This window comes from Streptomyces sp. TG1A-8, assembly GCF_030499535.1.
GTDB lineage: Bacteria > Actinomycetota > Actinomycetes > Streptomycetales > Streptomycetaceae > Streptomyces.
The window spans coordinates 4,594,187-4,619,679 of record NZ_JASTLB010000001.1; the positions used below are offsets into that span (position 1 = coordinate 4,594,187).

16 protein-coding genes and 4 pseudogenes are annotated in these 25,493 nt (G+C 73.7%); 12 read left to right on the forward strand and 8 right to left on the reverse strand.

Annotation, left to right across the window (positions count from 1 at the left end; translation table 11 throughout):
• Positions 1-144 precede the first annotated feature (144 nt).
• From QQY24_RS20140 to QQY24_RS20165, 6 genes are all read left to right on the forward strand, one after another.
• Positions 145-1,077 carry a serine hydrolase gene (locus QQY24_RS20140; protein ID WP_301974086.1) on the forward strand — a complete coding sequence of 311 codons (933 nt, stop codon included), beginning with the start codon at positions 145-147 and terminating at the stop codon, positions 1,075-1,077.
• Positions 1,078-1,132: 55 nt separating this feature from the next.
• Positions 1,133-2,158 carry an esterase-like activity of phytase family protein gene (locus QQY24_RS20145; RefSeq protein WP_301974087.1) on the forward strand — a complete coding sequence of 342 codons (1,026 nt, stop codon included), beginning with the start codon at positions 1,133-1,135 and terminating at the stop codon, positions 2,156-2,158.
• Positions 2,159-2,269: 111 nt separating this feature from the next.
• Positions 2,270-5,989, forward strand: a complete 3,720-nt coding sequence (locus QQY24_RS20150; RefSeq protein ID WP_301974088.1) for an ABC transporter ATP-binding protein — start codon at positions 2,270-2,272, stop codon at positions 5,987-5,989.
• Between the two features lie 108 nt (positions 5,990-6,097).
• Positions 6,098-6,484: a hypothetical protein gene (locus tag QQY24_RS20155; RefSeq protein WP_301974089.1), complete on the forward strand. Its 387-nt coding sequence runs from the start codon at positions 6,098-6,100 to the stop codon at positions 6,482-6,484.
• Between the two features lie 87 nt (positions 6,485-6,571).
• Positions 6,572-7,996 carry a S28 family serine protease gene (locus QQY24_RS20160; protein ID WP_301974090.1) on the forward strand — a complete coding sequence of 475 codons (1,425 nt, stop codon included), beginning with the start codon at positions 6,572-6,574 and terminating at the stop codon, positions 7,994-7,996.
• 156 nt (positions 7,997-8,152) lie between these two features.
• Complete coding sequence (locus QQY24_RS20165) at positions 8,153-9,985, forward strand: glycoside hydrolase family 3 protein (RefSeq protein WP_301974091.1); 1,833 nt, start codon at positions 8,153-8,155, stop codon at positions 9,983-9,985.
• 141 nt (positions 9,986-10,126) lie between these two features.
• On the opposite strand, the gene QQY24_RS20170 is transcribed toward QQY24_RS20165, so the two are convergent.
• The 3 genes from QQY24_RS20170 to QQY24_RS20180 form a co-directional block, all read right to left on the reverse strand.
• Positions 10,127-11,386 carry an MFS transporter gene (locus QQY24_RS20170; protein ID WP_301974092.1) on the reverse strand — a complete coding sequence of 420 codons (1,260 nt, stop codon included), beginning with the start codon at positions 11,384-11,386 and terminating at the stop codon, positions 10,127-10,129.
• Positions 11,387-11,501: 115 nt separating this feature from the next.
• The gene (locus tag QQY24_RS20175; RefSeq protein ID WP_301974093.1) at positions 11,502-12,302 is read right to left on the reverse strand and encodes a sugar phosphate isomerase/epimerase; all 801 of its coding nucleotides are present in this window, start codon (positions 12,300-12,302) and stop codon (positions 11,502-11,504) included.
• A gap of 274 nt (positions 12,303-12,576) precedes the next feature.
• Complete coding sequence (locus tag QQY24_RS20180; protein WP_301974094.1) at positions 12,577-13,623, reverse strand: LacI family DNA-binding transcriptional regulator; 1,047 nt, start codon at positions 13,621-13,623, stop codon at positions 12,577-12,579.
• A 269-nt stretch (positions 13,624-13,892) separates the two neighbouring features.
• Here QQY24_RS20180 and QQY24_RS20185 point away from each other — a divergent pair.
• The 4 genes and pseudogenes from QQY24_RS20185 to QQY24_RS20200 form a co-directional block, all read left to right on the forward strand.
• Positions 13,893-14,057: pseudogene (locus tag QQY24_RS20185) on the forward strand (gfo/Idh/MocA family oxidoreductase); the annotation flags it as partial.
• Positions 14,017-14,370 (forward strand): annotated as a pseudogene (locus QQY24_RS20190) (DUF993 family protein); the annotation flags it as partial. The pseudogenes QQY24_RS20185 and QQY24_RS20190, both read left to right, overlap by 41 nt.
• A pseudogene (locus QQY24_RS20195) lies at positions 14,334-14,522 on the forward strand (sugar phosphate isomerase/epimerase); the annotation flags it as partial. The pseudogenes QQY24_RS20190 and QQY24_RS20195, both read left to right, overlap by 37 nt.
• A gap of 4 nt (positions 14,523-14,526) precedes the next feature.
• A complete protein-coding gene (locus QQY24_RS20200) occupies positions 14,527-15,060 on the forward strand; it encodes a hypothetical protein (protein WP_301974095.1) in 534 nt (177 codons plus the stop codon).
• Between the two features lie 174 nt (positions 15,061-15,234).
• Here the strand turns inward: QQY24_RS20200 and rbsD are convergent, their stop codons facing one another.
• The 5 genes and pseudogenes from rbsD to QQY24_RS20225 form a co-directional block, all read right to left on the reverse strand.
• Positions 15,235-15,624: a D-ribose pyranase gene (gene rbsD, locus QQY24_RS20205; RefSeq protein ID WP_301974096.1), complete on the reverse strand. Its 390-nt coding sequence runs from the start codon at positions 15,622-15,624 to the stop codon at positions 15,235-15,237.
• Positions 15,621-16,607 carry a ribokinase gene (locus QQY24_RS20210; protein WP_301974097.1) on the reverse strand — a complete coding sequence of 329 codons (987 nt, stop codon included), beginning with the start codon at positions 16,605-16,607 and terminating at the stop codon, positions 15,621-15,623. The genes rbsD and QQY24_RS20210 overlap by 4 nt, the downstream gene beginning before the upstream one ends.
• Before the next feature lie 70 nt (positions 16,608-16,677).
• Positions 16,678-18,627 (reverse strand): substrate-binding domain-containing protein, encoded by a 1,950-nt coding sequence (locus QQY24_RS20215; protein ID WP_301974098.1) that lies wholly within the window; start codon positions 18,625-18,627, stop codon positions 16,678-16,680.
• Complete coding sequence (locus QQY24_RS20220) at positions 18,617-20,206, reverse strand: sugar ABC transporter ATP-binding protein (protein ID WP_301976299.1); 1,590 nt, start codon at positions 20,204-20,206, stop codon at positions 18,617-18,619. Before QQY24_RS20220 ends, QQY24_RS20215 begins: the two co-directional genes overlap by 11 nt.
• 75 nt (positions 20,207-20,281) lie before the next feature.
• A pseudogene (locus QQY24_RS20225) lies at positions 20,282-21,250 on the reverse strand (LacI family DNA-binding transcriptional regulator); the annotation flags it as partial.
• 170 nt (positions 21,251-21,420) lie between these two features.
• Between QQY24_RS20225 and QQY24_RS20230 the strand changes: the two are divergent.
• The gene (locus tag QQY24_RS20230; RefSeq protein ID WP_301974099.1) at positions 21,421-23,676 is read left to right on the forward strand and encodes an ATP-dependent RecD-like DNA helicase; all 2,256 of its coding nucleotides are present in this window, start codon (positions 21,421-21,423) and stop codon (positions 23,674-23,676) included.
• Between the two features lie 240 nt (positions 23,677-23,916).
• Positions 23,917-25,206, forward strand: coding sequence for a citrate synthase (locus QQY24_RS20235; RefSeq protein WP_301974100.1), 1,290 nt, complete (start codon positions 23,917-23,919; stop codon positions 25,204-25,206).
• Positions 25,207-25,493: the final 287 nt, after the last annotated feature.

The window sequence follows — 25,493 nt, forward strand, 5'->3', positions numbered from 1 at the left end:
GGCCCGGCCGCCCGCACGTCGAACTCCCGTCCCCCGAACACGCGTACAACTTTCACCCGCCCACGCGAGTCACTCAGACGGCGCGCAGGGCGCGCCCGACGGCGTTCAGGTGACGCCCGTACGACGTTCACAAGGGAACTCCTCATGACCTACCGGACATCCGGCCGCGCCGGAGCGCTGGCGGCCGCCCTCGGCGCCGCGCTGCTCATACCGGCCGTCACCGCCGCCACCCCGGCCGCGGCGGCGACCGCGCCCGCCGTCAGCTGTACGTCCGCCAAGGCGGGCCTCGCCGCCAAGCTGCAGAAGGACATCACCGCCGCGCTCGCCACCCGCAAGGGCACCGTCGCGGTCGGCGTGTACGACCGTTCCACCCAGACCACCTGCACGCTGCGGGCCACCACCGCCTACGACTCGGCCAGTGTCGTCAAGGTCACCGTCCTCGCCACGCTGCTGTGGGACGCGAAGAAGCACAACCGCTATCTGACCGACCGTGAGGCCTCGCTCGCCACGGCCATGATCACCAAGTCGGACAACAGCGCCACCAGCACGCTGTGGAAGCAGCTCGGCCTGACGAAGGTCAAGGGCTTCCTGAGCGCGGTCGGGATGACGAAGACCGTCCCCGGCGCGAACGGCTACTGGGGCCTGACCCAGATCAACGTCACGGACGAGCAGAAGCTGCTCAAGCTCCTCACCGCGAAGAACACGGTCCTGAGCGACAACTCCCGCGCCTACGTCCTGAAGCTGATGGGGCAGGTCGTCTCCTCGCAGCGCTGGGGCACCCCGGCCGGGGCGCCGTCCACCGTCGCCGTGCACGTCAAGAACGGCTGGCTGCAGCGCTCCACGCACGGCTGGCGGGTGCACAGCGTCGGCACCTTCAACGGTGGCGGCCACGACTACGTGATCAGCGTGCTGACGCAGGACAACAGCACCATGGACTACGGCGTCACCACCATCCAGAACGTGGCGAAGGCCGTCCACAAGGACCTCGTCCCGACGACGTCCTCGGCCACCGCCCTGCGCTACACGCCCACGGCCACGCCCAGCGAGGCGTTCCCCGCGGTGCCGTCGGGCGGCTGACGCTTCACCAGGCGGTCCCCCCCCCGCGTCGCCGTCCCGTTCTACGGTGACCTCCATGCGCCTGAGAACCGTACTCGCCACCCTCACCGCCGGCCTGGCGGCGGCCACCTGCCTGGCCGCCGCCGGCCCGGCCGACGCCCGCTCCGCCACCGGCAACCCCTGTTCACCGGCCGTCTCGCTCGACCGCTTCTCCGACGCGCTCGACAAGACGACGTACCAGGGCGCCTTCGTCGGCAACCTCTCCGCCCTCGCCGTGGACCGTGACGGCACCCTGGCCGCCCTGGCGGACCGCTCCTCCCTCCTCGGCCTGGACGCGCGGACCCTGCGGCCGACGTCGGCCGTGCGCCTCGCGGACGAGAACGGCGCCGACCTCGACTCCGAGGGCCTGGCCGTGGACCGCGACGGCACCCGGCTGGTCTCCTCCGAGACCGAGCCGTCCGTCCGCCGGTACTCCCGCGACGGCAGGATCCTGGACCGCCTCCCGGTCCCGTCCTCCCTCCAGGTCGCCCCGGCCGGCCGGGCCACCGCCAACCAGACCTTCGAGGGGCTGACCCTGCTGCCCGGCGGCCGCACGCTGCTGGCCTCCATGGAGTACGCGCTCTCGGGCGACTCCACCGGCATCGTCCGCTTCCAGACATGGACCCGCCACCACGGCCGCTTCCGGCTCGCCGCCCAGTACGCCTACCGCACCGACGCCGGCCTCGGCGTCCCCGAGGTGCAGGCCACCCCCGACGGCCGCCTCCTCGTCCTGGAACGCGGCTTCACCGCCGGCACCGGCAACACCGTCCGTCTCTACCTGGCCGACCTCCGCCACGCGACGGACACCAGCGGCATCGGGAACCTGACCGGTCAGGACGGCGTACGGCTGATCAGGAAGACCCTCCTGACCGACATCGCCACCTGTCCGTCCCTGGGTGCCACGGCCAAGCAGCCCCAGCCGAACCCCCTGCTCGACAACATCGAGGGGATGGCGGTCACCGGCCGTGACTGCGCCGGCCGCCTGAAGGTCCTGCTGGTGAGCGACGACAACCAGAGCGCGACCCAGACGACCCGGTTCTACTACCTGCGGGTACGCGTCTGAGGCAGCCGCAGGCACGCGCCCGGCGCTGCCCCGTTTGTTGCGGAGGGATGAAATCCGCTTCTGTCGGCGTTGGTGCCTTCCGGAAGATCAGGTCGAACGGAAGGCACCCGCGTGGGACCGCAACGGGGATGGGCACGAAGACTGGCGGGCTACGCCTGGCGCTACCCGAAGGACGTCGTCCTCGCCCTCGGCTCCTCCCTCGCCGGCATGGCCGTCACGGCCGTCGTCCCCCTGATCACCAAGGTCATCCTGGACGACGTGATCGGCGGCCACACCCGGGCCATGGCCCCCTGGGCCGGCGCCCTGGTCGCCGCCGCCGTCCTCGTCTACGCCCTCGCCTACGTCCGCCGCTACTACGGCGGCCGGCTCGCCCTCGACGTCCAGCACGACCTGCGGACCGAGATGTACGCCACGATCACCCGGCTCGACGGCCGCCGCCAGGACGAGCTGTCCACCGGGCAGGTCGTCGGCCGCGCCACCAGCGACCTCCAGCTGATCCAGGGCCTGCTCTTCATGCTCCCGATGACCATCGGGAACGTCCTGCTCTTCCTGATGTCCCTGGTGATCATGGCCTGGCTGTCGGTGCCGCTGACCCTGATCGCCCTCGCCGTGGCCCCGGCGCTCGGCTGGATCGCCAGGCGCAGCCGCACCAGGCTGCACCCCGCCACCTGGTACGCGCAGGCCCAGGCCGCCGCCGTCGCGGGCGTGGTCGACGGCGCCGTGAGCGGCGTCCGCGTGGTGAAGGGCTTCGGGCAGGAGGAGCAGGAGACCGGGAAGCTGCGCGAGGTCGGCCGCCGGCTGTTCGCGGGACGGCTGCGCACGATCCGCCTGAACAGCGCCTACACCCCCGCCCTACAGGCCGTCCCCGCCCTCGGCCAGGTCGCCATGCTGGCCCTCGGCGGCTGGCTGGCCGTACGCGGCCACATCACGCTCGGCACCTTCGTCGCCTTCTCCACCTACCTCGCCCAGCTGGTCGGCCCGGTCCGCATGCTCGCCATGGTCCTCACCGTCGGCCAGCAGGCCCGCGCCGGCACCGAACGCGTCCTGGAGCTGATCGACACCGAACCGGGCCTGAAGGACGGCACCAAGACCCTGCCCGCCGACGCGCCCGCCACCGTCGAGTTCGAGGACGTGTCCTTCGGCTACGACCCCGAGCGCCCGGTCCTGAACGGGCTCAGCCTCGGGATCCGGCCCGGCGAGACCCTGGCCGTCGTCGGCTCCTCCGGCTCCGGCAAGTCCACCCTGTCCCTCCTCCTGCCGCGCTTCTACGACGTCACCCACGGTGCCGTCCTGATCGGCGGCCACGACGTGCGCGAGCTGACCCTGGACTCGCTGCGGGCGGCGATCGGCCTGGTGCCGGAGGACTCCTTCCTCTTCTCCGAGACCGTCCGCGACAACATCGCCTACGGCCGCCCGGACGCCACCCAGGAGGAGATCGAGGCCGCCGCCCGCGCCGCCCAGGCCCACCGCTTCATCACCGGGCTGCCCGAGGGCTACGACACCGAGGTCGGCGAGCACGGGCTGACCCTCTCCGGCGGCCAGCGCCAGCGCATCGCCCTCGCCCGCGCCCTGCTCACCGACCCGCGCCTGCTCGTCCTGGACGACGCCACCTCGGCCGTGGACGCCCGTGTCGAGCACGAGATCCACGAGGCCCTCGCCCACGTCATGGAGGGCCGCACCACCCTTCTCATCGCCCACCGCCGCTCCACCCTGAACCTCGCCGACCGGATCGCCGTCCTCGACGGCGGCCGGCTCGCCGACATCGGCACCCACGACGAACTCCAGGAACGCTCGCCGCTGTACCGCCGCCTGCTCACCGACCCGGACGAGCTGGGCGAGGTCTCCCCGGGCCCCGCCCGCCCGGCCGAACCGGAGGAGGACACCTCCGTCCGCGACGAGCTGGACGCCGAGTTCGACGCCGAACGCGGGGTCACCCCGCGGCTGTGGACCGGCGACCGCGCGCCGAAGGACACCGCCCTCGCCGGCACCCCGGCCACCCCCGAGCTGCTCGCCCAGGTCGAGGCGCTGCCCCCGGCCACCGACACCCCCGGCATCGACGAGGCCCGCGCGGTCAGCCCGGAGGAGTCGTACGGGCTGCGCCGGCTGCTGCACGGCTTCGGTCGCCCCCTGCTGGCCAGCCTGCTGCTGGTCGCCGTGGACGCGGGCGCCGGCCTGCTGCTGCCGGTGCTCATCCGGCACGGCATCGACCAGGGCGTCACCCGGGCGGCCCTCGGCGCGGTCTGGACGGCGTCCCTGCTGGGCCTGTTCACGGTGCTCGTGCAGTGGGCCGCGCAGGTCGGCGAGATCCGCATGACCGGCCGCACCGGCGAACGCGTCCTGTACGTGCTGCGCCTGAAGATATTCGCCCAGCTCCAGCGGCTCGGCCTCGACTACTACGAGCGCGAGCTGACCGGCCGGATCATGACCCGGATGACCACGGACGTCGACGCGCTGTCCACCTTCCTGCAGACCGGCCTGGTCACCGCGTTCGTCTCGGTCGTCACCTTCTTCGGCATCATGGCCGCCCTGCTGGTGCTCGACGTCCGGCTCGCCCTCGTCGTCTTCACCACCCTGCCCCCGCTGGTCGTCGCCACCTTCTTCTTCCGCCGGGCGAGCGTGAAGGCGTACGAGCTGGCCCGCGAGCGCGTGTCCCTGGTCAACGCCGACCTGCAGGAGTCGGTCGCCGGGCTGCGGATCGTGCAGGCCTTCCGGCGCGAGCGGGACGGCGGGCGCCGGTTCGCCGGGCGCAGCGACGCCTACCGGCGCGCCCGCATCCGGGGCCAGCGGCTGATCTCGGTGTACTTCCCCTTCGTCCAGCTGCTGTCCTCGGTGGCGGCGGCCTCCGTCCTGGTGACGGGCGCGGGCCGGATCGAGGCGGCCACGCTCACCACGGGCGCGCTGGTCGCCTACCTGCTCTACATCGACCTGTTCTTCGCCCCCGTCCAGCAGCTCTCCCAGGTCTTCGACGGCTACCAGCAGGCCACCGTCTCGCTGGGCCGCATCCGGGAACTCCTGCAGGAGCCGACGTCCACCCGGTCCGCCGGCGAGCCCCTCGACGTCCTCTCGCTGCGCGGCGACATCGCCTTCGAGGACGTGCACTTCGCCTACGGCGCCGAGGAGGAGGCCCTCACCGGCATCGACCTGACCATCCCGGCCGGGCAGACGGTCGCCTTCGTCGGCGAGACGGGCGCCGGCAAGTCGACTCTCGTCAAGCTGGTCGCCCGCTTCTACGACCCCACCGCCGGGCGGGTCACCGTCGACGGCACCGACCTGCGCGCCCTGGACCTCACCTCGTACCGGCACCGCCTCGGCGTCGTCCCGCAGGAGGCGTACCTCTTCCCCGGCACCGTCCGCGACGCCATCGCCTACGGCCGCCCCGACGCCACCGACGCCGAGGTCGAGGCGGCGGCCCGGGCGGTCGGCGCGCACGAGATGATCGCCACGCTGGAGGGCGGCTACCTGCACGGGGTCGCCGAACGGGGCCGCAACCTCTCGGCCGGCCAGCGCCAGCTGATCGCGCTCGCCCGCGCCGAACTCGTGAACCCCGACATCCTCCTGCTGGACGAGGCCACGGCCGCCCTGGACCTGGCCACGGAGGCCCAGGTCAACCAGGCCACCGACCGCATCGCGGGCCGCCGCACGACGCTGGTGGTCGCCCACCGCCTCACCACGGCCGCCCGCGCCGACCGGGTGGTGGTGATGGACCACGGCCGGGTCGCCGAGGACGGCACCCACGAGGAGCTGCTGGCCCGCGGCGGACGCTACGCCGAGCTGTGGCGCGCCTTCGTCGGCCAGTCCGAACCGGAGGAGCCGGTGGGCGCCTCGCGCTGACGGCCGCGCAACCATCGGGCGCACGCCGTGCGTCCGTACGTCAGTACGGTCGCCGGTGGCGCGGGACCGGGGAACGCGGCGGCACGGGGCGGTGCGGGGAGGACGGCAGTGGACGGAGGTGCGATGCGCCGGCGGCTGGCGCTCGGCGCGGCCCTGCTGGCCGCGTCCGGTGCGCTCGCGCTCGCGGTGCCCGCCGACGCCGAGGCGGCGACCGCCTGCGCCGGGCGCGAGGTGCGGAGCCTGCCGTTCGCCACCGGAACCGTCCACCTCTACAAGCGCGACGGCTACGTCTGCGCCGTCACGGTCGCCAGGACGCCCGGCGCCCGGCGCCCGATGTCGGTCAGCGTCCAGGCCCGCGGCAACCGCCCGGTCGTCGACCGGGGCACGTACCAGTACCGCGCGGGCCCGGTGACCGTCCACGCCGGCCACCGCTGCGTCCGGGTCGGGGGATCGGTCGGCCGGGGCTCGGTCAGCTCCGGCTGGATCCTGTGCTGAGCGCGCGGCCCGGCCAACACCCCCTGGTGCGCGGCACCTTGCTCGGATAGGTTCCGGCGCACATCCGTCTCACAGGGGAGAGTGCGCATGCGCAAGGTGCTCAGATGGCTGCTGGCGCTCGCGGTGTTCATGGGCACGCTGGGCACAGCGGGCACGGCCACCGCCGCACGGTCCGGGCCCACCGACGTCAAGGACCGGCTCCTGGCGATACCCGGCATGAGCCTGATCGAGGAGAAGCCGTACCCCGGCTACCGGTTCTTCGTCCTGTCCTACACCCAGCCGGTCGACCACCGGCACCCGTCCCGGGGCACCTTCCAGCAGCGGATCACGGTGCTGCACAGGGACACCAGCCGCCCGACGGTCTTCTACACCGGCGGCTACAACGTCTCCACCACCCCGTCCCGGCGCGAGCCCACCCAGATCGTGGACGGCAACCAGGTCTCCCTGGAGTACCGCTTCTTCACGCCGTCCCGCCCCGACCCGGCCGACTGGTCCGCGCTGGACATCTGGCAGGCCGCGAGCGACCAGCACCGCGTCTTCGAGGCCCTCAGGCCCCTGTACGGCGGCAGGTGGCTGGCCACCGGCGGTTCCAAGGGCGGCATGACCGCCACCTACTACGAGCGCTTCTACCCCCGCGACATGGCCGGCGTGGTCGCCTACGTCGCCCCCGACGACGTCGTCGACAAGGAGGACTCGGCCTACGACCGCTTCTTCGCCGGCGTCGGCACCGAGGAGTGCCGCGACCGGCTGAACGCCGTCCAGCGCGAGGCGCTGGTGCGCCGCGCGCCGCTGGAGGAGAGGTACGCCCGGTACGCCGCCGACAACGGCTACACCTTCGACACCATCGGCGGCCTGGACAGGGCCTACGAGGCGGTCGTCCTCGACTACGCCTGGGGCTTTTGGCAGTACAGCCTGCTCAAGGACTGCGGCACCGTCCCGGCGGACGCGGCGACCGCGACGGACGACGCGATCTGGGACTCGGTCGACACCGTCTCCGGCTTCTCCGCCTACACCGACCAGGGCCTCGAGCCGTACACGCCGTACTACTACCAGGCGGGCACCCAACTGGGCGCCCCCACCATCCACTTCCCGCACATCGAGCGCGGGCTCATCCGCTACGGCTACCAGCCGCCGCGCAACTTCGTGCCCCGCACCGTCCCGATGCGCTTCCAGCCGGCCGCGATGCGGGACGTGGACACCTGGGTGCGCCACCACGCCACGCACATGCTCTTCGTGTACGGCCAGAACGACCCCTGGGGCTCGGAACGCTTCCGCCTCGGCGCGGGCGCCCGCGACTCCTACGTCTTCACCGCGCCCGGCATGAACCACGGCGCGAACGTGGCCGGTCTGGTCCCCGACCAGAAGGCGCTGGCGACGGCCCGGATCCTGCAGTGGGCCGGGGTGGCGTCCCCGGCGGTGCGTCAGGACCCGTCGGCGGCCGAGCCGCTCGCCCGCCACGACGCCCGGCTGGACGTACGGGGCGTGGAGCGGGAGCCCGCACTGCGCCCGTGACCTCCCGGCGGCAGGCCGCCACCGGCGCACCGCCCGCGTGCGCCGGTGGCGGCCCGCCCGGGCGCGCTGTGCGTCGTCTTGACGGAAAGAAACTTCCCGGATATTGGTGACTCCTCGGAAGTTTCCTTCAGCGGTACTCCTCCGGAAGGGGCGCACGTGCACGACAGCAGCACGGGAAGCACGGGAAGCACCGCACGGCCGTCCAGGCGGGCCGTCCTCGCCGCGACCGCCGGACTCACCGCCGCGCTGACCGTACCGGCCACCGCCTTCGCCGCCACCCCGACCGACCGCGCACTGCGCGCCCTGATCTCCCGGATGACGCTGGAGGAGAAGGTCGGCCAGCTGTTCGTGATGCGGGTCTACGGCCACTCCGCCACCGCGCCCGACCAGGCCGACGTCGACGCCAACCTCCAGGAGCTCGGGGTCCGCACGGCCGCCGAGCTGATCGAGAGGTACCGGGTCGGCGGCATCATCTACTTCACCTGGGCCCACAACACCCGCGACCCCCGGCAGATCGCCGGCCTCTCCAACGGCATCCAGCGGGCGTCCCTGGCGCAGCCCCGCGGCCTGCCGGTGCTCGTCGCCACCGACCAGGAGCACGGCATCGTCTGCCGGGTGGGCAGGCCGGCCACCCTGTTCCCGGGCGCGATGGCCCTCGGCGCCGGCGGTTCCCGGTCCGACGCCCGCACCCTCGGCCGCCTCTCCGGCGCCGAACTGCGCGCCATGGGCATCAACCAGGACTACGCGCCCGACGCCGACGTGAACGTCAACCCGGCCAACCCGGTCATCGGCGTGCGCTCCTTCGGGGCCGACCCGCAGGCGGTGGCCGGCCTGGTGGCCGCCGAGGTGAGGGGTTATCAGGCGTCCCGGGTCGCGGCGACCGCCAAGCACTTCCCGGGACACGGCGACACCGCCGTCGACAGCCACACCGGGTTCCCGGTCATCACGCACAGCCGGGAGCTGTGGGAGCGGTTGGACGCGGTGCCCTTCCGGGCCGCGATCGCCGCCGGCATCGACTCCATCATGACCGCGCACCTCCAGTTCCCGGCCCTCGACGACTCCGGCGACCCGGCCACCCTCTCCCGCCCGATCGTCACCGGCATCCTGCGCGGCGAACTCGGCTACGACGGCGTGGTGGTCACCGACTCCCTCGGCATGGAGGGCGTGCGCACCAAGTACGGCGACGACCGGGTGCCGGTGCTGGCCCTGAAGGCGGGCGTCGACCAGTTGCTCAACCCGCCGTCCATCGAGGTCGCCTGGCACGCGGTCCGCCGGGCGGTCCTGGACGGCGAGCTGACCGGGGCGCGCCTGGACGAATCGGTGCTGCGCATCCTGCGGCTGAAGGCACGGCTCGGGCTCTTCCGGCGGGCGTACGTCAGCCCGGCCGGCGTCGACCGCGTGGTGGGCAGCGCGGCCCACCTGGCCGCGGCCGACCGGATCGCCGAGCGGACCACCACCCTGCTCGTCAACGAGGGCGGCGTGCTGCCGCTCGACCCGCGCGACCGGCCCCGGATCCTCGTCGTCGGCGCCGATCCGGCCTCCCCGTCCGGCACCACCGGTCCGCCCACCGGTGTCCTCGCCGCCGCCCTCACCGCACTGGGCTTCACCGCCACCGCCCTGTCCACCGGCACCGCGCCCTCCGCCACGACGGTCACCCGGGCGGTGACGGCCGCGCAGGACGCGGACGCCGTGGTCGTCGCGACGTACAACGTGACGCCGGGCAGCACCCAGCAGAGCCTCGTGGAGCGGCTGCTCGCCACCGGCAGGCCGGTGGTGGCCGTCGCCGTCCGCAACCCCTACGACGTGGCCCAGCTCCCCGGCGTCAGGGCCTTCCTGGCGTCCTATTCCTGGACCGACGTCGAACTGCGCGCCGCCGCCCGGGTGATCGCCGGACGGGTGGCCCCGCGCGGGAAGCTGCCGGTACCGGTGCAGCGGGCGGACGACCCGGCGCAGGTGCTGTACCCCGTCGGGCACGGGCTGACGTACTAGGGGCTTCCGCCCGGACCGGACCGGGCCGGACCGGGGTGCGGTGCCGGGGCCCGCGGGCCCCGGCGGGCCCGAGCGGGAGGCCCCGGGCGCACCGGCCGGCGCCGGGCGCGGACCCGAGCACCGGTCGCGGCGCCGGGCCCCTCACGGCCCGTCCGCGGCGGGGGCGAGCCCGTCGGCGGGGCCGGTCCCGTCCCGCAGTTCGGGTGTCGCCGCCGCGACCGCCGCGACCGCCAGGACGCACATCGCACCCCCCGCCACCAGGGCCGTCGCCCCCGACGTCCAGCCGGCCAGCAGACCGCCGCGCACGTTGCCGAGGCTGGGTCCCGCCTGGCCGACGATCTGCTCGGCCGCCGTGACCCGGCCGAGCAGCGCGTCCGGGGTGCGGGTCTGCACGATCGTGGACCGGGAGACGACCGAGGTCGCGTCGGCCGCCCCGGCCAGTGCCAGCAGGACGAGGCCGGTCCACGCACTGGTCGACAGGCCGAACAGCACCAGGGCCGCGCCCCAGACGGCCGAGGTGCACAGCATCACCGTGCCCGGCCGGCCGAGCCGGGTCAGCGAGCCGGACAGCGCGGTCGCCGCGACGCCGCCCACCGCCAGGGCCGACAGGAACAGGCCGAGCGTGCGCGGGTCGTTCCCGAACCGCTCGGCGTTGACCAGCGGGAAGAGGCTCACCGGGAAGGACAGCACGGTCGCGGCCAGGTCGGTGAGCAGCGCGCCGCGCACCACCCGGTGCCCGGCCAGGAACCGCAGCCCGTCCAGCACCCCGTGCAGGCCCGCCCGCGACGGGGCGCCCTCCGGGGGCAGCGCGGGCAGGCCGAGGGCGCCGTGGAGGGCCAGGCCGAAGCTGAGGGCGTCCAGCAGGTAGCAGGCGCCGGTCCCGAGCCAGCCCAGCAGCACACCGGCCAGGGCGGGACCGAGCAGCATCATCGCCTGGCCGGTGACCTGGTTCAGGGCCAGTCCGGCCGCCACCTGGTCGCGGGGCAGCAGGCGCGGCACGAACACCCCGGCGGCCGGGGCGCCGAGCGCGCCGAAGGCCGACTGCACGGCGACCAGGGCGAGCACGGCGGCCACCGGGACGTGCCCGGTGAAGCCCTGCACGGCCAGCAGCAGCGAACACGCGGCCTGTCCCGCGGTGGCCGCCAGGTAGAGGCGGCGCCGGTCGGTCCGGTCCGCCCACGCCCCGGCGAACAGCCCGAACACCACCAGCGGCAGCGCCTGCGCCAGTCCGACCGCACCGGTCCACGCCGTGCTGCCGGTCAGGTCCCAGACCTGGTACATGACCGTCACCATGGTCATGAACCCGCCGAGCGTGGACACGGTCCGCCCGATCAGCAGCCGCCGGAAGACGGGCGAGGTGCGCAGCGGCCGTACGTCGATGAGAGAGCGGACCGCCCTCATGAGGGGACGCGGCGGAGGGCGCGGGGCGCGGGGTGCGGGATCACCGGGGGAGGCTAGCCCGGCGGCGGCGGGGCCACCAGCGAATTACCCGGTGGCTCCCGCCGTCCGGGACGCCCTACGCCGCCTCGCCGAGCAGCCGTGCGAGGTGGTCGCGGCCCGCGGCCAGCAGGTCCGGGAGCGGTGCAGCCGCCTCGTACCGGCGCTTCTCGTACTCCCAGCACAGCCAGCCGTCCCAGTTGTGGCGGCACAGCACGTCCACGCACTCGGTGAGCGGCAGCACCCCCGCGCCGAGCGGCAGCGGGGTGGTGTCCTCGGCCGAGGCCACGTCCTTGACCTGGACGTAACCGAGGTGCGGGGAGAGGGCCGCGAAGGTGTCGGCCGGCTGCTCCCCGCCCAGCCAGGTGTGCATCACGTCCCACACCGCCCCCGCCTGCCGGTGGCCGACCGGGCCGAGCACACGGATCGCGTCGGCGCCGGTGCGGTGCGAGTCGTGCGTCTCCAGCAGGACGTGGACGCCGAGCGCGGCGGCGTCCTCGGCGGCGGCCCCCAGCCTGCGGGCGGCGACGGCGTCGGCCTCCTCGCGCGGCTGGTCCGGGTCGGCGCCGGGGAGGACCCGGACGAAGGGGGCGCCCAGGTCGCGGGCGAGCCGGAGGAGTCCGCGGATCTCGTCGAGGACGGCCGCGTCGTCACCCGGGGCGGCGACCCGCACGGACCCGGCGAGGGACAGCACCTCGATGCCGGCCGCCCCGAACAGCGCGGCCGTCTCCGCCCGCCCGGCGGGGGAGAGGCCCGGGTGCACGGGCTCCTCCGGATGCGCGCGCAGTTCCACGCCGTGGTAGCCGTGCGCGGTCGCGAGCGCCAGGACCTCAGGGACGGGCAGGCCGGGGACACCGAGAGTGGAGAACGCCAGTTTCATGGGCACCGCCGTACCCGCCCGCCCGCGACCCCTAACCCGTCGCGCCCCGATCCGTGCGGTTCCGGCCGCCCGGGTCGCGGGCCGGAGCGCCCCGCGCCCGCCCTTTCCCGCGCCCGCCCTTTCCCGCGACCCGTCCTTCCTGCGCCTCGCCCTTCTTGTGCTCGCCCTTCCCGCGCCCCGCCCCGGCCGCGGCGCTCTTCCCGTGCCCGCCCCGCCCGCGGGCCGGCCCGACGGCCGTGGGCAGCGGCCCCGCCTTCCCCCGCCCCGGCGCCCCTCAGTCCCGGGGCGCGCCCGTCGACCCGCGCACCACCAACTCGCCCCGCACCGGGGCGACCCCGTCCGGCGGCGGTTCCTCGCGGCCCGTCGCGATGCGGCCCGCCCGCGCCCCGGCCTCCGCCAGGGGCAGCCGCACCGTCGTCAGGGAGGGCACCGCGTCGACGCTGAACGGCAGGTCGTCGAAGCCCGCCACCGAGACGTCCTCGGGGACGCGCAGGCCGGCGTCGCGCAGGGCGGCGCAGGCGCCGAGGGCGACGGAGTCGTTCGCGGCCACCACCGCGGTCAGCGCGGGGTCCCGGCGCAGCAGCTCCCGCGTGGCCTGGTAGCCCGAGCCGCGGTCGTAGCGGCCGTACACCGTCCGGCGCGGGTCCTCCTCGACGCCGGCCGCGGCCAGCGCGGCGCGGTGGCCCTCCAGGCGGTGCCGGGTGGTGGTGCGTTCCGCGGGGCCCGCGATGTAGCCGAGCCGCCGGTGGCCGAGGCCGACGAGGTGGCCGGTGAGGGCACGGGCGCCGCCGCGGTTGTCGAAGGTGAGGGCGACGGCCCGGGCGTCGGCGGCCGGCGGGCGCCCGCACAGCACCACCCGGGTGCCCGCGTCCGCCAGCTTGCGCAGCTTCGCCGCCACCGCCGCCGCGTGCGGCACGTCCTCCACGGCCCCGCCGGTCAGCACCACGGCGGCGGCCCGCTGCCGTTGCAGCAGGGTCAGGTAGGTCAGCTCCCGTTCGGCCGAGCCGCCGGTGTTGCAGACGACGGCCAGGCGTTCGCCGCCCGCCCGGCCCCCCGGCCCGCCGATCCCGCCCTGGATCGCGCCCGCCATGATCCCGAAGAAGGGGTCGGCGATGTCGTTGACGAGGATGCCGACCAGGTCGGAGGTGGCCGCCGCGAGGGCGCTGGCCGGGCCGTTGAGGACGTAGTCCAGTTCGTCCACCGCCCGCAGCACCCGCTCGCGCGTGGCGGCGGCCACCGGATAGTTGCCGTTCAGCACGCGCGACACCGTCGCCGGGGAGACCCGCGCGCGGGCCGCCACGTCCGCCAGGGTCACCGTCATCTCGTCGTCCTCCGGTCGCACGTCCGATCGCGCATCTGGTCCTCCTACGTCCTCGTGGACGAGCCGGGCACGGTCACGGTTGCGTGCCGCGCCGACCAGACCCTAATCCCGGCCGCCCCCCATGTTCGGCACCTCGAACAACTCGACGGCGACCGCGTCTTGTCCGGGCCGACGGCGGGGGTTAGCTTCTCCTGGTTTAGAAAGCGCTTGCTGCACGGAGGCCGGGACGGAAGCGATCGGGGCGCGCGGCGCCCGCGGAGGGGACCGACGTGACACGCAGGACGGTGCGTATCGCCATGAACGGCGTGACCGGGCGCATGGGCTGCTACCGCCAGCACCTGGTCCGGTCGGTCCTCGCCCTGCGCGAGCAGGGCGGCCTCGACCTCGGCGACGGCACCGTGCTGTGGCCCGAGCCGATCCTGCTCGCCCGCCGCCGTCGACTGGGACGCCACCTTCGCCTTCCGCCGCCACCTGTGGGCGCACGGGCTCGGCGTCGCCGAGGCGATGGACACCGTCCAGCGCGGCGCGGGCCTGGACTGGGCGGGCGCGGCCGAGCTGATCCGCCGTTCGGCCGCGGAGGCGCGCGCCGCGGGCGGCCGCACCGCCTGCGGCGCCGGCACCGACCGGCTCGCCGGCGGCACCCTCGCCGAGATCCGGGCCGCCTACGAGGAGCAGCTCGCCGTCGTGGAGGAGGCGGGCGCCCAAGCCGTCCTGATGGCGTCCAGGGCACTCGCGGCGACGGCGCGGTCGACCTGCGGGAGCGGACGGCGTGCGTGACGGCGGCGGGCTGCACCGGTCCGATCGAAGTGGAGCTGTTCAACGAGGGGTTGTGGACGCGCGACGGCCGGGAGGTCCTGGCCGAAACCGTCGGGCGGTTCCTCACCCACGTGATCCCATAGGGGGGTGCGTGACACGACCGCCTCCCTCGGGCCCCTGCAACGCAACGACGGACGCTGGGAGCTGGGACACTCCCGGCGACCGGGCGGGGGTGCGTGGGTGGAGTTCCGCGAGGAGGGCCTCACCGCCCACGCGCGCGACGGTGCCGAGGAGGTCCTGCCCTGGCCGCGGATCCTGCTGGGGATCGACGTCGTCGTGGGCAAGGGCTCGGCCAAGGGCGAGAACATCAGCCCCGCCGGCCTGCTCGGCGGCCTCCCCGGCCCGCTGAGCGGCCACTTCGGCGGCCGCCTGCTGATGACGCTGCGCCGTCCCCACGAGAACCGAGCCGTGTACTTCGACCGCCACCCCCGGTGGTACCGCGTCACCGACGTCCACGTCCTGGAGACCTTCCTGCGCCACCTGGTCGCCACGGGCGACGCGCACCGCCTGGCCGACCCCGCCTGGCTGGACCGCGTGGTGACCCGGCTGACGGGCCACCGGATGCTCACGTCGAGGCGTGCGGTGCAGCGCGCGGTGGCGGAGGCGGCGCGGGGTTCCTGAGCGGGGCCGCGGGAAAACCCCGCAACGGCGTACAACCCTTTCCCCGCCCGCCGTGTCACACCTCGTGTCAGGACTTCGGTGGGGGACCCGGGGGGGATCACGGGGGTTCTGGTACGGAGGGGCAGGCCGAGGGGGCCCGCCCGGTCGACGGACCGGGCGGGCCCCCTCGGAACGTCAGAAGAACACCCCGCACCGCAGCAGCACGTTCGCGTACGGCCGGGCCTCGCCCGTGCGGACGACCAGGCGCGCCCCCGCCGACAGTTCCTTCAGCTGCTCGTGCGGGACCAGGACCAGGCCGGGGAAGCGGTCCGCCAGCAGCGCGCCCGCCGCCGGATTGGCGGTGCGCACCTCCGCCGCCGCCGTGGCCCCCTCCACCACCAGCTCGGCCAGCAGGCCGTCCACCACCTCCGCGAACGACGGCACGCCCGCGCGGAACGCCAGGTCCACCACGCGGGGGCCGTCCGGTATCGGCATGCCGGCGTCGCACACCAGGACGCCGTCGCCGTGGCCCAGCGCGGCCAGCGCGCCGGCCAGATGACGGTTGAGGATGCCCGCCTTCTTCACCGCGCCCCACCCCGCTCGCCGGCCGCGGGCACGCCGCCCGCCTCCCCGGGGGTCCGGGCGCCGCCCCCCGGGACGGTCCGGCACAGGGCGTCGACCTCCGCGGCCGTCGGGTAGGACTCCTGCGCGCCCGGCTTCGTCACCGCCGCCGCGCCGACCCGGGCCGCGTAGGCCGCCGCCCCGGCCAGGTCCGCACCCGCGCCCAGCCGCCAGGCCAGGGCGGCGGCGAACGCGTCGCCCGCGCCCGTGGTGTCCACCGCCTCGACCCGCACCGACGGCACCCGGGTCACCCCGGACGCGTCACCGGCCAGCGCGCCCCGCGCCCCCAGCGTCACGACCACCGAGCGCGGGCCCCGCGCCAGCAGCAGCCGGGCCCAGTCGGCCGGCTCCTCGCTCACGCACGCCTCGCCCAGGATCACCCGCGCCTCGTGCTCGTTCACGATCAGCGGGTCGCAGGCCGCCAGCACCTCGGCGGGCAACGGGCGCGGCGGGGAGGGGTTCAGGACGAAGCGGCTGCCGTCCGCGAGGGTGCGGACCACCTCCACGACCGTCTCCAGCGGGACCTCCAGCTGCGCCGACACCACCCGCGAGGCCCGCAGGAGACTGCCCGCCGCCCGCACGTCGTCCGGCGTCAGGCGGCCGTTCGCGCCCGGCGACACCACGATGCTGTTGTCACCGGAGGGATCGACGGTGATGAGGGCGACACCGGTGGGCGCCCCGCCCACCAGCACGCCCGCGGGGTCGGCCCCGGCCGCGCGGAGCGAGTCCAGCAGCAGCCGGCCGTGGCCGTCGTCGCCGACCCGTGCCAGCAGGGCCGTACGGGCGCCCAGCCGGGCGGCCGCGACCGCCTGGTTGGCGCCCTTGCCGCCCGGATGGACGGCCAGGTCGCCGCCCAGCACCGTCTCGCCGGCGGCCGGCCGCCGCTCGACGCCGACCACCAGGTCGGCGTTGGCCGAACCCACGACCAGGAGGTCGTAGTCGTACATGTGGGTGACTCCCCTGAGAGATGTCCGGGGGCGGGCGGTCCGTGGCGACCGCCCGCCCGTTTCGCCGTGGTCAGCCGCGGAAACCGGCCACGTTGTCCTTCGTGACGACCTTCACCGGCACCTTCACCGTCTGCGGGACCTTCTCGCCGTGCACCGCCTTCAGCGCGTTGTCCACGGCGATCCTGCCCAGCTGGCTCGGCTGCTGTGCCACCGACGCGTACAGCGTGCCGTTCCTGACCGCCGTCAGTCCGTCCGGGGTGCCGTCGAAGCCGACCACCGCCACCGACCGGCCGGCCTTGGACCCGAGCGCCTTGATCGCGCCGAGGGCCATCTCGTCGTTGGCGGCGATGACGCCCTGGACGTCGGGGTGCGCCTGGAGCAGGTTCGACATCACGTCGAGGCCCTTGGTGCGGTCGAAGTCGGCGGGCTGCTGGGCCAGCACCCGGATGCCCGGGTAGGCCTTGAGCCCCTTGGCGAACCCCGCCGCCCGCTCCCGGGCGGCCGAGGTGCCCGCCTGGCCCTGCAGGATGACGATCCTGCCCCGGCCGCCGAGCTTCTTCGCGACCGTCCTGGCGGCCAGCTCGCCGCCCGTCACGTTGTCGGAGGCCACCAGGGCGTCGACCGGGGCCTTGTTGACCCCCCGGTCGACCGCGATCACCGGGATGCCCGCCCGGTCGGCCGCCTTCACGGAGTTGCTCGCGGCGTCCGAGTCCACCGGGTTGACGATGACGGCGCCGAGGCCGGAGCTGGTGAAGTTCTGCAGCTGGTTGGCCTGCTGGGAGGCGTCGTTCTGGGCGTCGGTGACGGTCAGGTCCACGCCCCGCTTCCTCGCCTCGGCCTGGGCGCCGGACCGGATCTGCACGAAGAAGGGGTTGTTGAGGGTGGACAGTGACAGGCCCAGCTTCGGGGTCGCCGCGGACGGGGAACCGTCGTGCAGGAAGGAGGTCGCACCGACGACCGCCACCGTGACCACGGCCGCGAGCGCGTACGTCGCCGTCTGCCTGCCCCTGCCGCCGCCCGGACCGCCGGCCACCGGGCTCGCCCCGGCCCTGCGGCGTACGGTGTCCAGCAGCACCGCCAGCGCGATGACGACACCGATGACGACCTGCTGCCAGAAGGCGGACACGGACAGCAGGTTGAGGCCGTTCCTGAGCACCGCGAGGATCAGCGCGCCGATCAGCGTGCCGGACGCCTTGCCGGTGCCGCCCGCCAGCGAGGCGCCGCCGATGACGACCGCGGCGATCGCGTCCAGCTCGTAGCCGTCGGCGGCCTGCGGCTGCGCGGAGGACAGCCGGGCGGCGAGCACGACGCCCGCGGCCGCCGCGAACACCCCGGACAGGGCGTAGATGGCGAGCTTCTGCTTCTTCACGCGCAGACCGGACAGCCGCGCGGCCTCCTCGTTGCCGCCGATCGCGTACATGGACCGGCCGATGTACGTCCGTCCGAGCACGAGGGCCGCGATCAGGCCCATCACCACCATGATCAGCACCGGCACCGGCAGCCAGCCGCCGAGGGTGTCGCCGAGGTGCGAGACCGAGCCGGGGAAGGGGATCGGCGAGCCCTGGGATATCACCAGGGACAGGCCGCGCGCCACCGACAGCATCGCGAGCGTCGCGATGAACGGCGGCAGCTTGCCGTAGGCGATCAGGAAGCCGTTGACCAGCCCCGCGACGATGCCGGTGGCGACGGCCAGCACGACCGCGAGCGCGACCGGTACGCCGTGCGAGGTGGCGCTCCAGGCCAGCACGGTCGCCGACAGCGCGGCCACCGAGCCGACCGACAGGTCGATGCCGGCCGAGACGATCACGAAGGTCACGCCGAAGGCGAGGATCGCCGTCACGGCCGCCTGGACGCCGATGTTGAGCAGGTTGTCCGTGTTCAGGAAGTCGCCGGACAGCGCCGACAGCGCGACGACCAGGACGATGAGCGCGGTGAGCGCGCCGTTGTCGAGCAGGAGGCGGCGCAGGCCGCCCGGGGCGCCACCCGCGCCCGTCGTGCTCTTGAGCGTGTCAGCGGCCACGGGAGGCCTCCGTTTCCGAAGCAGGGGTGTCCGAGGGGGAACTGGGGGAGCCGGGAGAGGCGGGGGACGCGTCCGGGGCGGGGGAGGTGCCCGGAGCGCTGACGGCGAGGGCCATGACCGCGTCCTGCGTGGCCTCGTCGGCCGAGAGCTCGCCCGCGATCCGGCCCTGGGCCATCACCAGCACCCGGTCGCTCATGCCGAGCACCTCGGGCAGGTCGCTGGAGATCATCAGGACGGCGGCGCCGGCGGCCGTCAGGTCGTTGACGAGCTGGTAGATCTCGACCTTGGCGCCGACGTCGATGCCCCGCGTCGGCTCGTCGAGGATCAGCACCCGGGTGTCGGCCAGCAGCCACTTGCCGATGACGACCTTCTGCTGGTTGCCGCCGGACAGCGTGCGCACGTGCTGGCCGAGGCCCGCCATCCGCACGCCCAGCCGCCGGGCGATCCGCTCGGCCGCCGCGTGCTGGGACCTGCGGTCGACCAGTCCGGCCCGGGTCGCCGAGCGCAGGGTCACCAGCCCGAGGTTCTCCTCCACCGAGGCGTCCAGCACCAGGCCCTGACCCTTGCGGTCCTCGGGCACGAGGCCGACCCCGGCCGCCATGGCCGCGTTCACGTCGTGCCGCTTCAGCGCGGTGCCGGAGACCTTCACCGCCCCCTCGTCGTAGGGGTCGGCGCCGAACACCGCCCGGACGACCTCGGTGCGGCCCGCCCCGACGAGCCCGGCGATGCCGACGACCTCGCCGGCCCGCACCTCGAAGCTGACGTCGTGGAACGCGCCGTCGCGGGTGAGCCCCTCGACGGACAGCAGCGCGGTGCCCGCCCCGGTGCGCTCGCGCGGGTACTGCTGCTCGATGGAGCGGCCCACCATGAGGCGGACGAGCTCGTCCTCGGGCGTGGAGGCCGGGACCTGCCCGACGCTCCGGCCGTCCCGGATCACGGTGACCCGGTCGCCGAGCGCGGCGATCTCCTCCAGGTGGTGCGTGATGAACACGATCCCGACGCCGTCCTCGCGCAGCGTGCGCACGATCGCGAACAGCTTCTCGACCTCTTCGGAGGTGAGCACGGCGGTCGGCTCGTCCATGATGAGCACGCGCGCGTCGAGGCTGAGCGCCTTGGCGATCTCGACCATCTGCAGGCGCGCGATGCCGAGCTCCCGCACCCGCGCGCGGGGCGACACGTTCACCCCCACGCGCGCGAGGAGGACTTCGGCGTCGGCCTCCATCCGCCTGCGGTCGATCAACCCGAAGCGGCGCGGCTGGCGGCCCAGGAAGATGTTCTCCGCGACCGTGAGGTCGGGGACCAGGTTGAACTCCTGGTAGATGGTGGCGATCCCGAGGCGCTCGGAGTCCTGCGCACCCTGGATGCGCACCTCCTCGCCGCCGGCCAGGATCCGGCCGGAGTCGGGTGTGTAGGCACCGGAGAGCATCTTGATGAGCGTGCTCTTGCCCGCGCCGTTCTCACCGAGCAGCACGTGTACCTCGCCCCGGCGCAGGTCGAAGTCGACGCCGTCGAGCGCGACCACGCCGGGGAAGGTCTTCCGGATGCCCTCGATGCGCAGCAACTCGTCCGGGTTGCTCACGACGTGCTCCTTTGCACTGGGGAGGGGGACTGCGGGAGGGAAGGGGGAGGGGGGCGACTCGCCGCACGAGCGGCGTACGACGAGACGGGCCGCGAGGGCGACGGACGCGGCGGGCCGTCCCCCGATGCGGTCCACCAGGGCCCGCACGGCGGCCCGGCCCAGTTCGCCCGTGGGCTGGGCGATGGCGGTGACCGGCGGATCGGTGTGCACGAACCACGGGATGTCGTCGAACGCGGCCAGCGCGATGTCGTCCGGTACGCGCAGTCCGCGCGCGCGGATCGCGTCCAGGGCGCCGAGGGCCATCAGGTTGTCGGCCGCGAAGACGGCCTCGGGCGGCTCGGGCAGGTCGAGGAAGCCCTCGGTGACCCGCCGCCCGCTGTCCGCCTGGAAGTCGCCCTGGCCCGTGTAGGCGTCCGGCAGGGGCAGCCCGTGGGCGGCCAGGGCCTCCCGGAAGGCCTCGACCCGCTCGCTGCCGGTCGTGGTCGCCGCCGGACCCGCGATGATCGCGAGCCGCCGGTGCCCGAGCCCGTGCAGGTGCGCGACCAGATCCCGCACGGCCGCCCGCCCGTCGGCCCGTACCACGGGCACCTCGACCCCCGGTATCCACCGGTCCACGAACACCATCGGCGTCCCCGCGCGCGCGGCGTCCAGCATCAGCGGGGAGCCGCCGTCGGTGGGGGAGACCAGGAGGCCGTCGATCCGGCGGTCCAGGAGGGTCCGCACGTGGTGGTCCTGGAGGTCGGGGCGCTCGTCGGCGTTGCCGATGACCACGCTGTAGCCGAGCGCGCGGGCCTCTTCCTCGACGGAGCGCGCCAGTTCCGTGAAGTACGGGTTGAGCACGTCGCTGATGACCAGCCCGAGGGTGCGGGTCTGGTCGGTGCGCAGGGAACGGGCGACGGCGTTCGGGCGGTAGCCCAGCGCCTCGACGGCGGCCAGCACGCGCGTGCGCGCGTCCGCACTGACCGACGGGCGCTCGTTCAGGACGCGCGACACCGTGGCGACGGAGACGCCCGCCGCGGCGGCGACGTCCTTGATGCTCGCCATCGCCGGCTCCACCTCCTCGTGGAACTCGTGACCGGTGGAATGTGTTCGTCGGTGAACGCGTGGAATCGATTACATCCACGTTCCAGCAAGGATTGGAATCGATTACACGAACCGGCGCAAGACCCGAGACCGGATCGTGATGTGTCACAGGCCCCCGGTACCGTCGGACCATGGCGCAACAGGCGGGGAACTCCACGGGCGAACGACGGCTCGCCGTGCTCGAAGGCGTACTGGAACGGATCACGTACGCCAACGAGGAGAACGGCTACACGGTCGCCCGGGTCGACACCGGGCGCGGCGGCGACGACCTGCTCACGGTGGTCGGCGCGCTGCTCGGCGCCCAGGTCGGCGAGTCCCTGCGCATGGAGGGCCGCTGGGGGTCCCACCCCCAGTACGGCAAGCAGTTCCAGGTGGAGAACTACACGACCCTCCTGCCCGCCACCGTCCAGGGCATCCGCCGCTACCTGGGCTCCGGGCTGGTCAAGGGCATCGGCCCGGTCTTCGCCGACCGGATCACCCAGCACTTCGGCCTGGACACCCTCAAGATCATCGAGGAGGAGCCGGGGCGGCTGATCGAGGTGCCCGGCCTCGGCCCGAAGCGGACGAAGAAGATCGCCGACGCCTGGGAGGAGCAGAAGGCGATCAAGGAGGTCATGCTCTTCCTCCAGACCGTCGAGGTGTCGACGTCCATCGCGGTGCGGATCTACAAGAAGTACGGCGACGCGTCGATCTCCGTGGTGCGCAACCAGCCCTACCGGCTGGCCGCCGACGTCTGGGGCATCGGCTTCCTCACCGCCGACAGAATCGCCCAGTCCGTCGGCATCCCGCACGACAGCCCGGAGCGCGTCAAGGCGGGCCTGCAGTACGCGCTGTCGCAGTCCACCGACCAGGGCCACTGCTTCCTGCCCGAGGAGCGGCTGATCGCGGACGCGGTGAAGCTGCTCCAGGTCGACACCGGCCTGGTCATCGAGTGCCTCGCGGAGCTGGCCGGGCCGCCGCCGGACGGCGGGGAACCGGGGGTCGTCCGGGAGAGGGTGCCCGGGCCCGACGGCGACGCCGAACCCGTCACCGCCGTCTACCTGGTGCCCTTCCACCGCGCCGAACTCTCCCTCTCCGCCCAGGTGCTGCGCCTGCTGCGCACGCGGGAGGACCGGATGCCCGCCTTCCGGGACGTCGCCTGGGACAAGGCGCTCGGCTGGCTCCGGGGCCGCACCGGCGCCGACCTCGCGCCCGAGCAGGAGGCCGCGGTGCGGCTCGCGCTGACCGAGAAGGTCGCCGTGCTCACCGGAGGCCCCGGCTGCGGCAAGTCCTTCACGGTCCGTTCGGTCGTGGAGCTGGCCCGCGCCAAGCAGGCCAAGGTGCTGCTGGCCGCCCCCACCGGCCGCGCCGCCAAGCGCCTGGCCGAGCTGACCGGCGCCGAGGCCCGCACCGTGCACCGCCTGCTGGAGCTGAAGCCCGGCGGTGACGCGGCCTACGACCGGGACCGCCCGCTGGACGCCGACCTGGTGGTCGTGGACGAGGCGTCCATGCTGGACCTGCTGCTCGCCAACAAACTGGTGAAGGCCGTACCGCCGGGTGCCCACCTGCTGTTCGTCGGGGACGTCGACCAGTTGCCCAGCGTCGGCGCGGGGGAGGTGCTGCGGGACCTGCTGGCCGACGGCAGCCCGGTCCCGGCCGTGCGGCTCACCCGGGTCTTCCGCCAGGCCCAGCAGTCCGGGGTCGTCACCAACGCGCACCGGATCAACTCCGGGCAGCACCCGCTCACCGACGGCCTGAAGGACTTCTTCCTCTTCGTGGAGGACGACACGGAGGCGGCCGGCCGGCTCACCGTGGACGTGGCAGCCCGGCGCATTCCGGCCAAGTTCGGCCTCGACCCGCGCCGCGACGTGCAGGTGCTCGCGCCGATGCACCGCGGCCCGGCCGGCGCCGGCACCCTCAACGGCCTGCTCCAGCAGGCCGTCACCCCCGCCCGGCCCGACCTGCCGGAGAAGCGGTTCGGCGGCCGGGTCTTCCGCGTCGGCGACAAGGTCACCCAGATCCGCAACAATTACGAGAAGGGGAAGAACGGTGTCTTCAACGGCACCGTGGGCGTGGTCACCTCGCTCGACCCGGTCGACCAGCGCCTGACGGTGCTGACGGACGAGGACGAGGAGGTACCGTACGAATTCGACGAACTGGACGAGCTGGCGCACGCGTACGCGGTCACCATCCACCGCTCGCAGGGAAGTGAATATCCCGCCGTGGTGATCCCCGTCACCACCGGGGCATGGATGATGCTCCAGCGGAACCTGCTGTATACGGCCGTGACGCGGGCGAAACGGCTGGTCGTGCTCGTCGGTTCACGCAAGGCGATCGGCCAGGCGGTACGCACGGTGTCAGCGGGGCGGCGCTGCACGGCTCTGGACTTCCGGTTGCGCGGCTCCTGACCGGCCCCGGCCGGGGGTGGGGGCCCGCATCGTGAAAAATGATCGATCAAATGAGTCGTGAAGGTCACAGAGCACTTCCAGATGCCGCTCCAGGTGGGGCAGGATGAACAGGTTGGCGGCACTGAGTGCCGCCAATAGGCCCAATGGTCGACCCCGAGTGCACTCTCCTGAGCCAAATGGGGGATGGTAGAGACAGTCAGGGCACCTCGAAGATGAGGCACTACGTCGGTGAGGGAAGACGTGAGCGACAACTCTGTAGTACTGCGGTACGGCGACGGCGAGTACACCTACCCGGTGGTCGACAGCACCGTCGGCGACAAGGGCTTCGACATCGGGAAGCTCCGCGCCCAGACCGGTCTGGTGACTCTGGACAGCGGTTACGGCAACACGGCCGCCTACAAATCCGCCGTCACCTACCTCGACGGCGAGGCGGGGATCCTCCGCTACCGCGGCTACCCCATCGAGCAGCTGGCCGAGCGCTCCACCTTCCTCGAGGTGGCCTACCTGCTGATCAACGGCGAGCTGCCGACCGTCGACGAGCTGACGACGTTCAAGAACGACATCACGCGGCACACCCTGCTGCACGAGGACGTCAAGAACTTCTACAAGGGCTTCCCGCGCGACGCCCACCCGATGGCGATGCTGTCCTCGGTCGTCTCGGCGCTGTCCACCTTCTACCAGGACAGCCACAACCCCTTCGACGAGACGCAGCGCAACCTCTCCACGATCCGCCTGCTCGCCAAGCTCCCGACGATCGCGGCCTACGCGTACAAGAAGTCGATCGGCCACCCGTTCGTCTACCCGCGCAACGACCTCGGCTACGTCGAGAACTTCCTGCGCATGACCTTCTCGGTGCCGGCGGACGAGTACGAGCTGGACCCGGTCGTGGTGTCCGCGCTGGACAAGCTGCTGATCCTGCACGCGGACCACGAGCAGAACTGCTCGACCTCCACGGTCCGCCTGGTCGGCTCCTCGCAGGCCAACATGTTCGCGTCGATCTCGGCCGGCATCAACGCGCTGTGGGGCCCGCTGCACGGCGGCGCCAACCAGTCCGTGCTGGAGATGCTGGAGGGCATCCGCGACTCCGGCGGCGACGTCGACACCTTCATCCGCAAGGTGAAGAACAAGGAGGACGGCGTCCGCCTGATGGGCTTCGGCCACCGGGTCTACAAGAACTTCGACCCGCGCGCCAAGATCATCAAGGCCGCCGCGCACGACGTGCTCTCCGCCCTGGGCAAGGAGGACGAGCTGCTCGACATCGCCCTCAAGCTGGAGGAGCACGCCCTCTCCGACGACTACTTCGTCGAGCGCAAGCTCTACCCGAACGTCGACTTCTACACCGGCCTGATCTACCGGGCCATGGGCTTCCCGACCGAGATGTTCACGGTCCTGTTCGCCCTCGGCCGGCTGCCGGGATGGATCGCCCAGTGGCACGAGATGATCAAGGAGCCGGGCTCCCGCATCGGCCGTCCGCGCCAGATCTACACCGGCGTGGTGGAGCGGGACTTCGTCCCGGTCGAGGAGCGCTGACCCCGCCGGCCGCGAGGGCCTGCCCGACGGGCGGGCCCTCGAACGGGCACGGCGGGCGTATCCCGCCGGTGGCGGCACACGCACAGCAGAAGGCGCCCTGAAGCGCCGGTCCCCCCACGGGCCGGCGTCCAGGGCGCCTTCCCGTGTCCCGGTGCGGATTCCCCCCACGGGATCCGGCCGGGCGCTCGGAGAGGACAGCGCCTGAATCGCTGTCTGAGCACAACGAGCAAAACTCGTCGCACTCCGGTGATGCGGTGCGATCTGCCGGGACAGCGCACGCAGGGAGG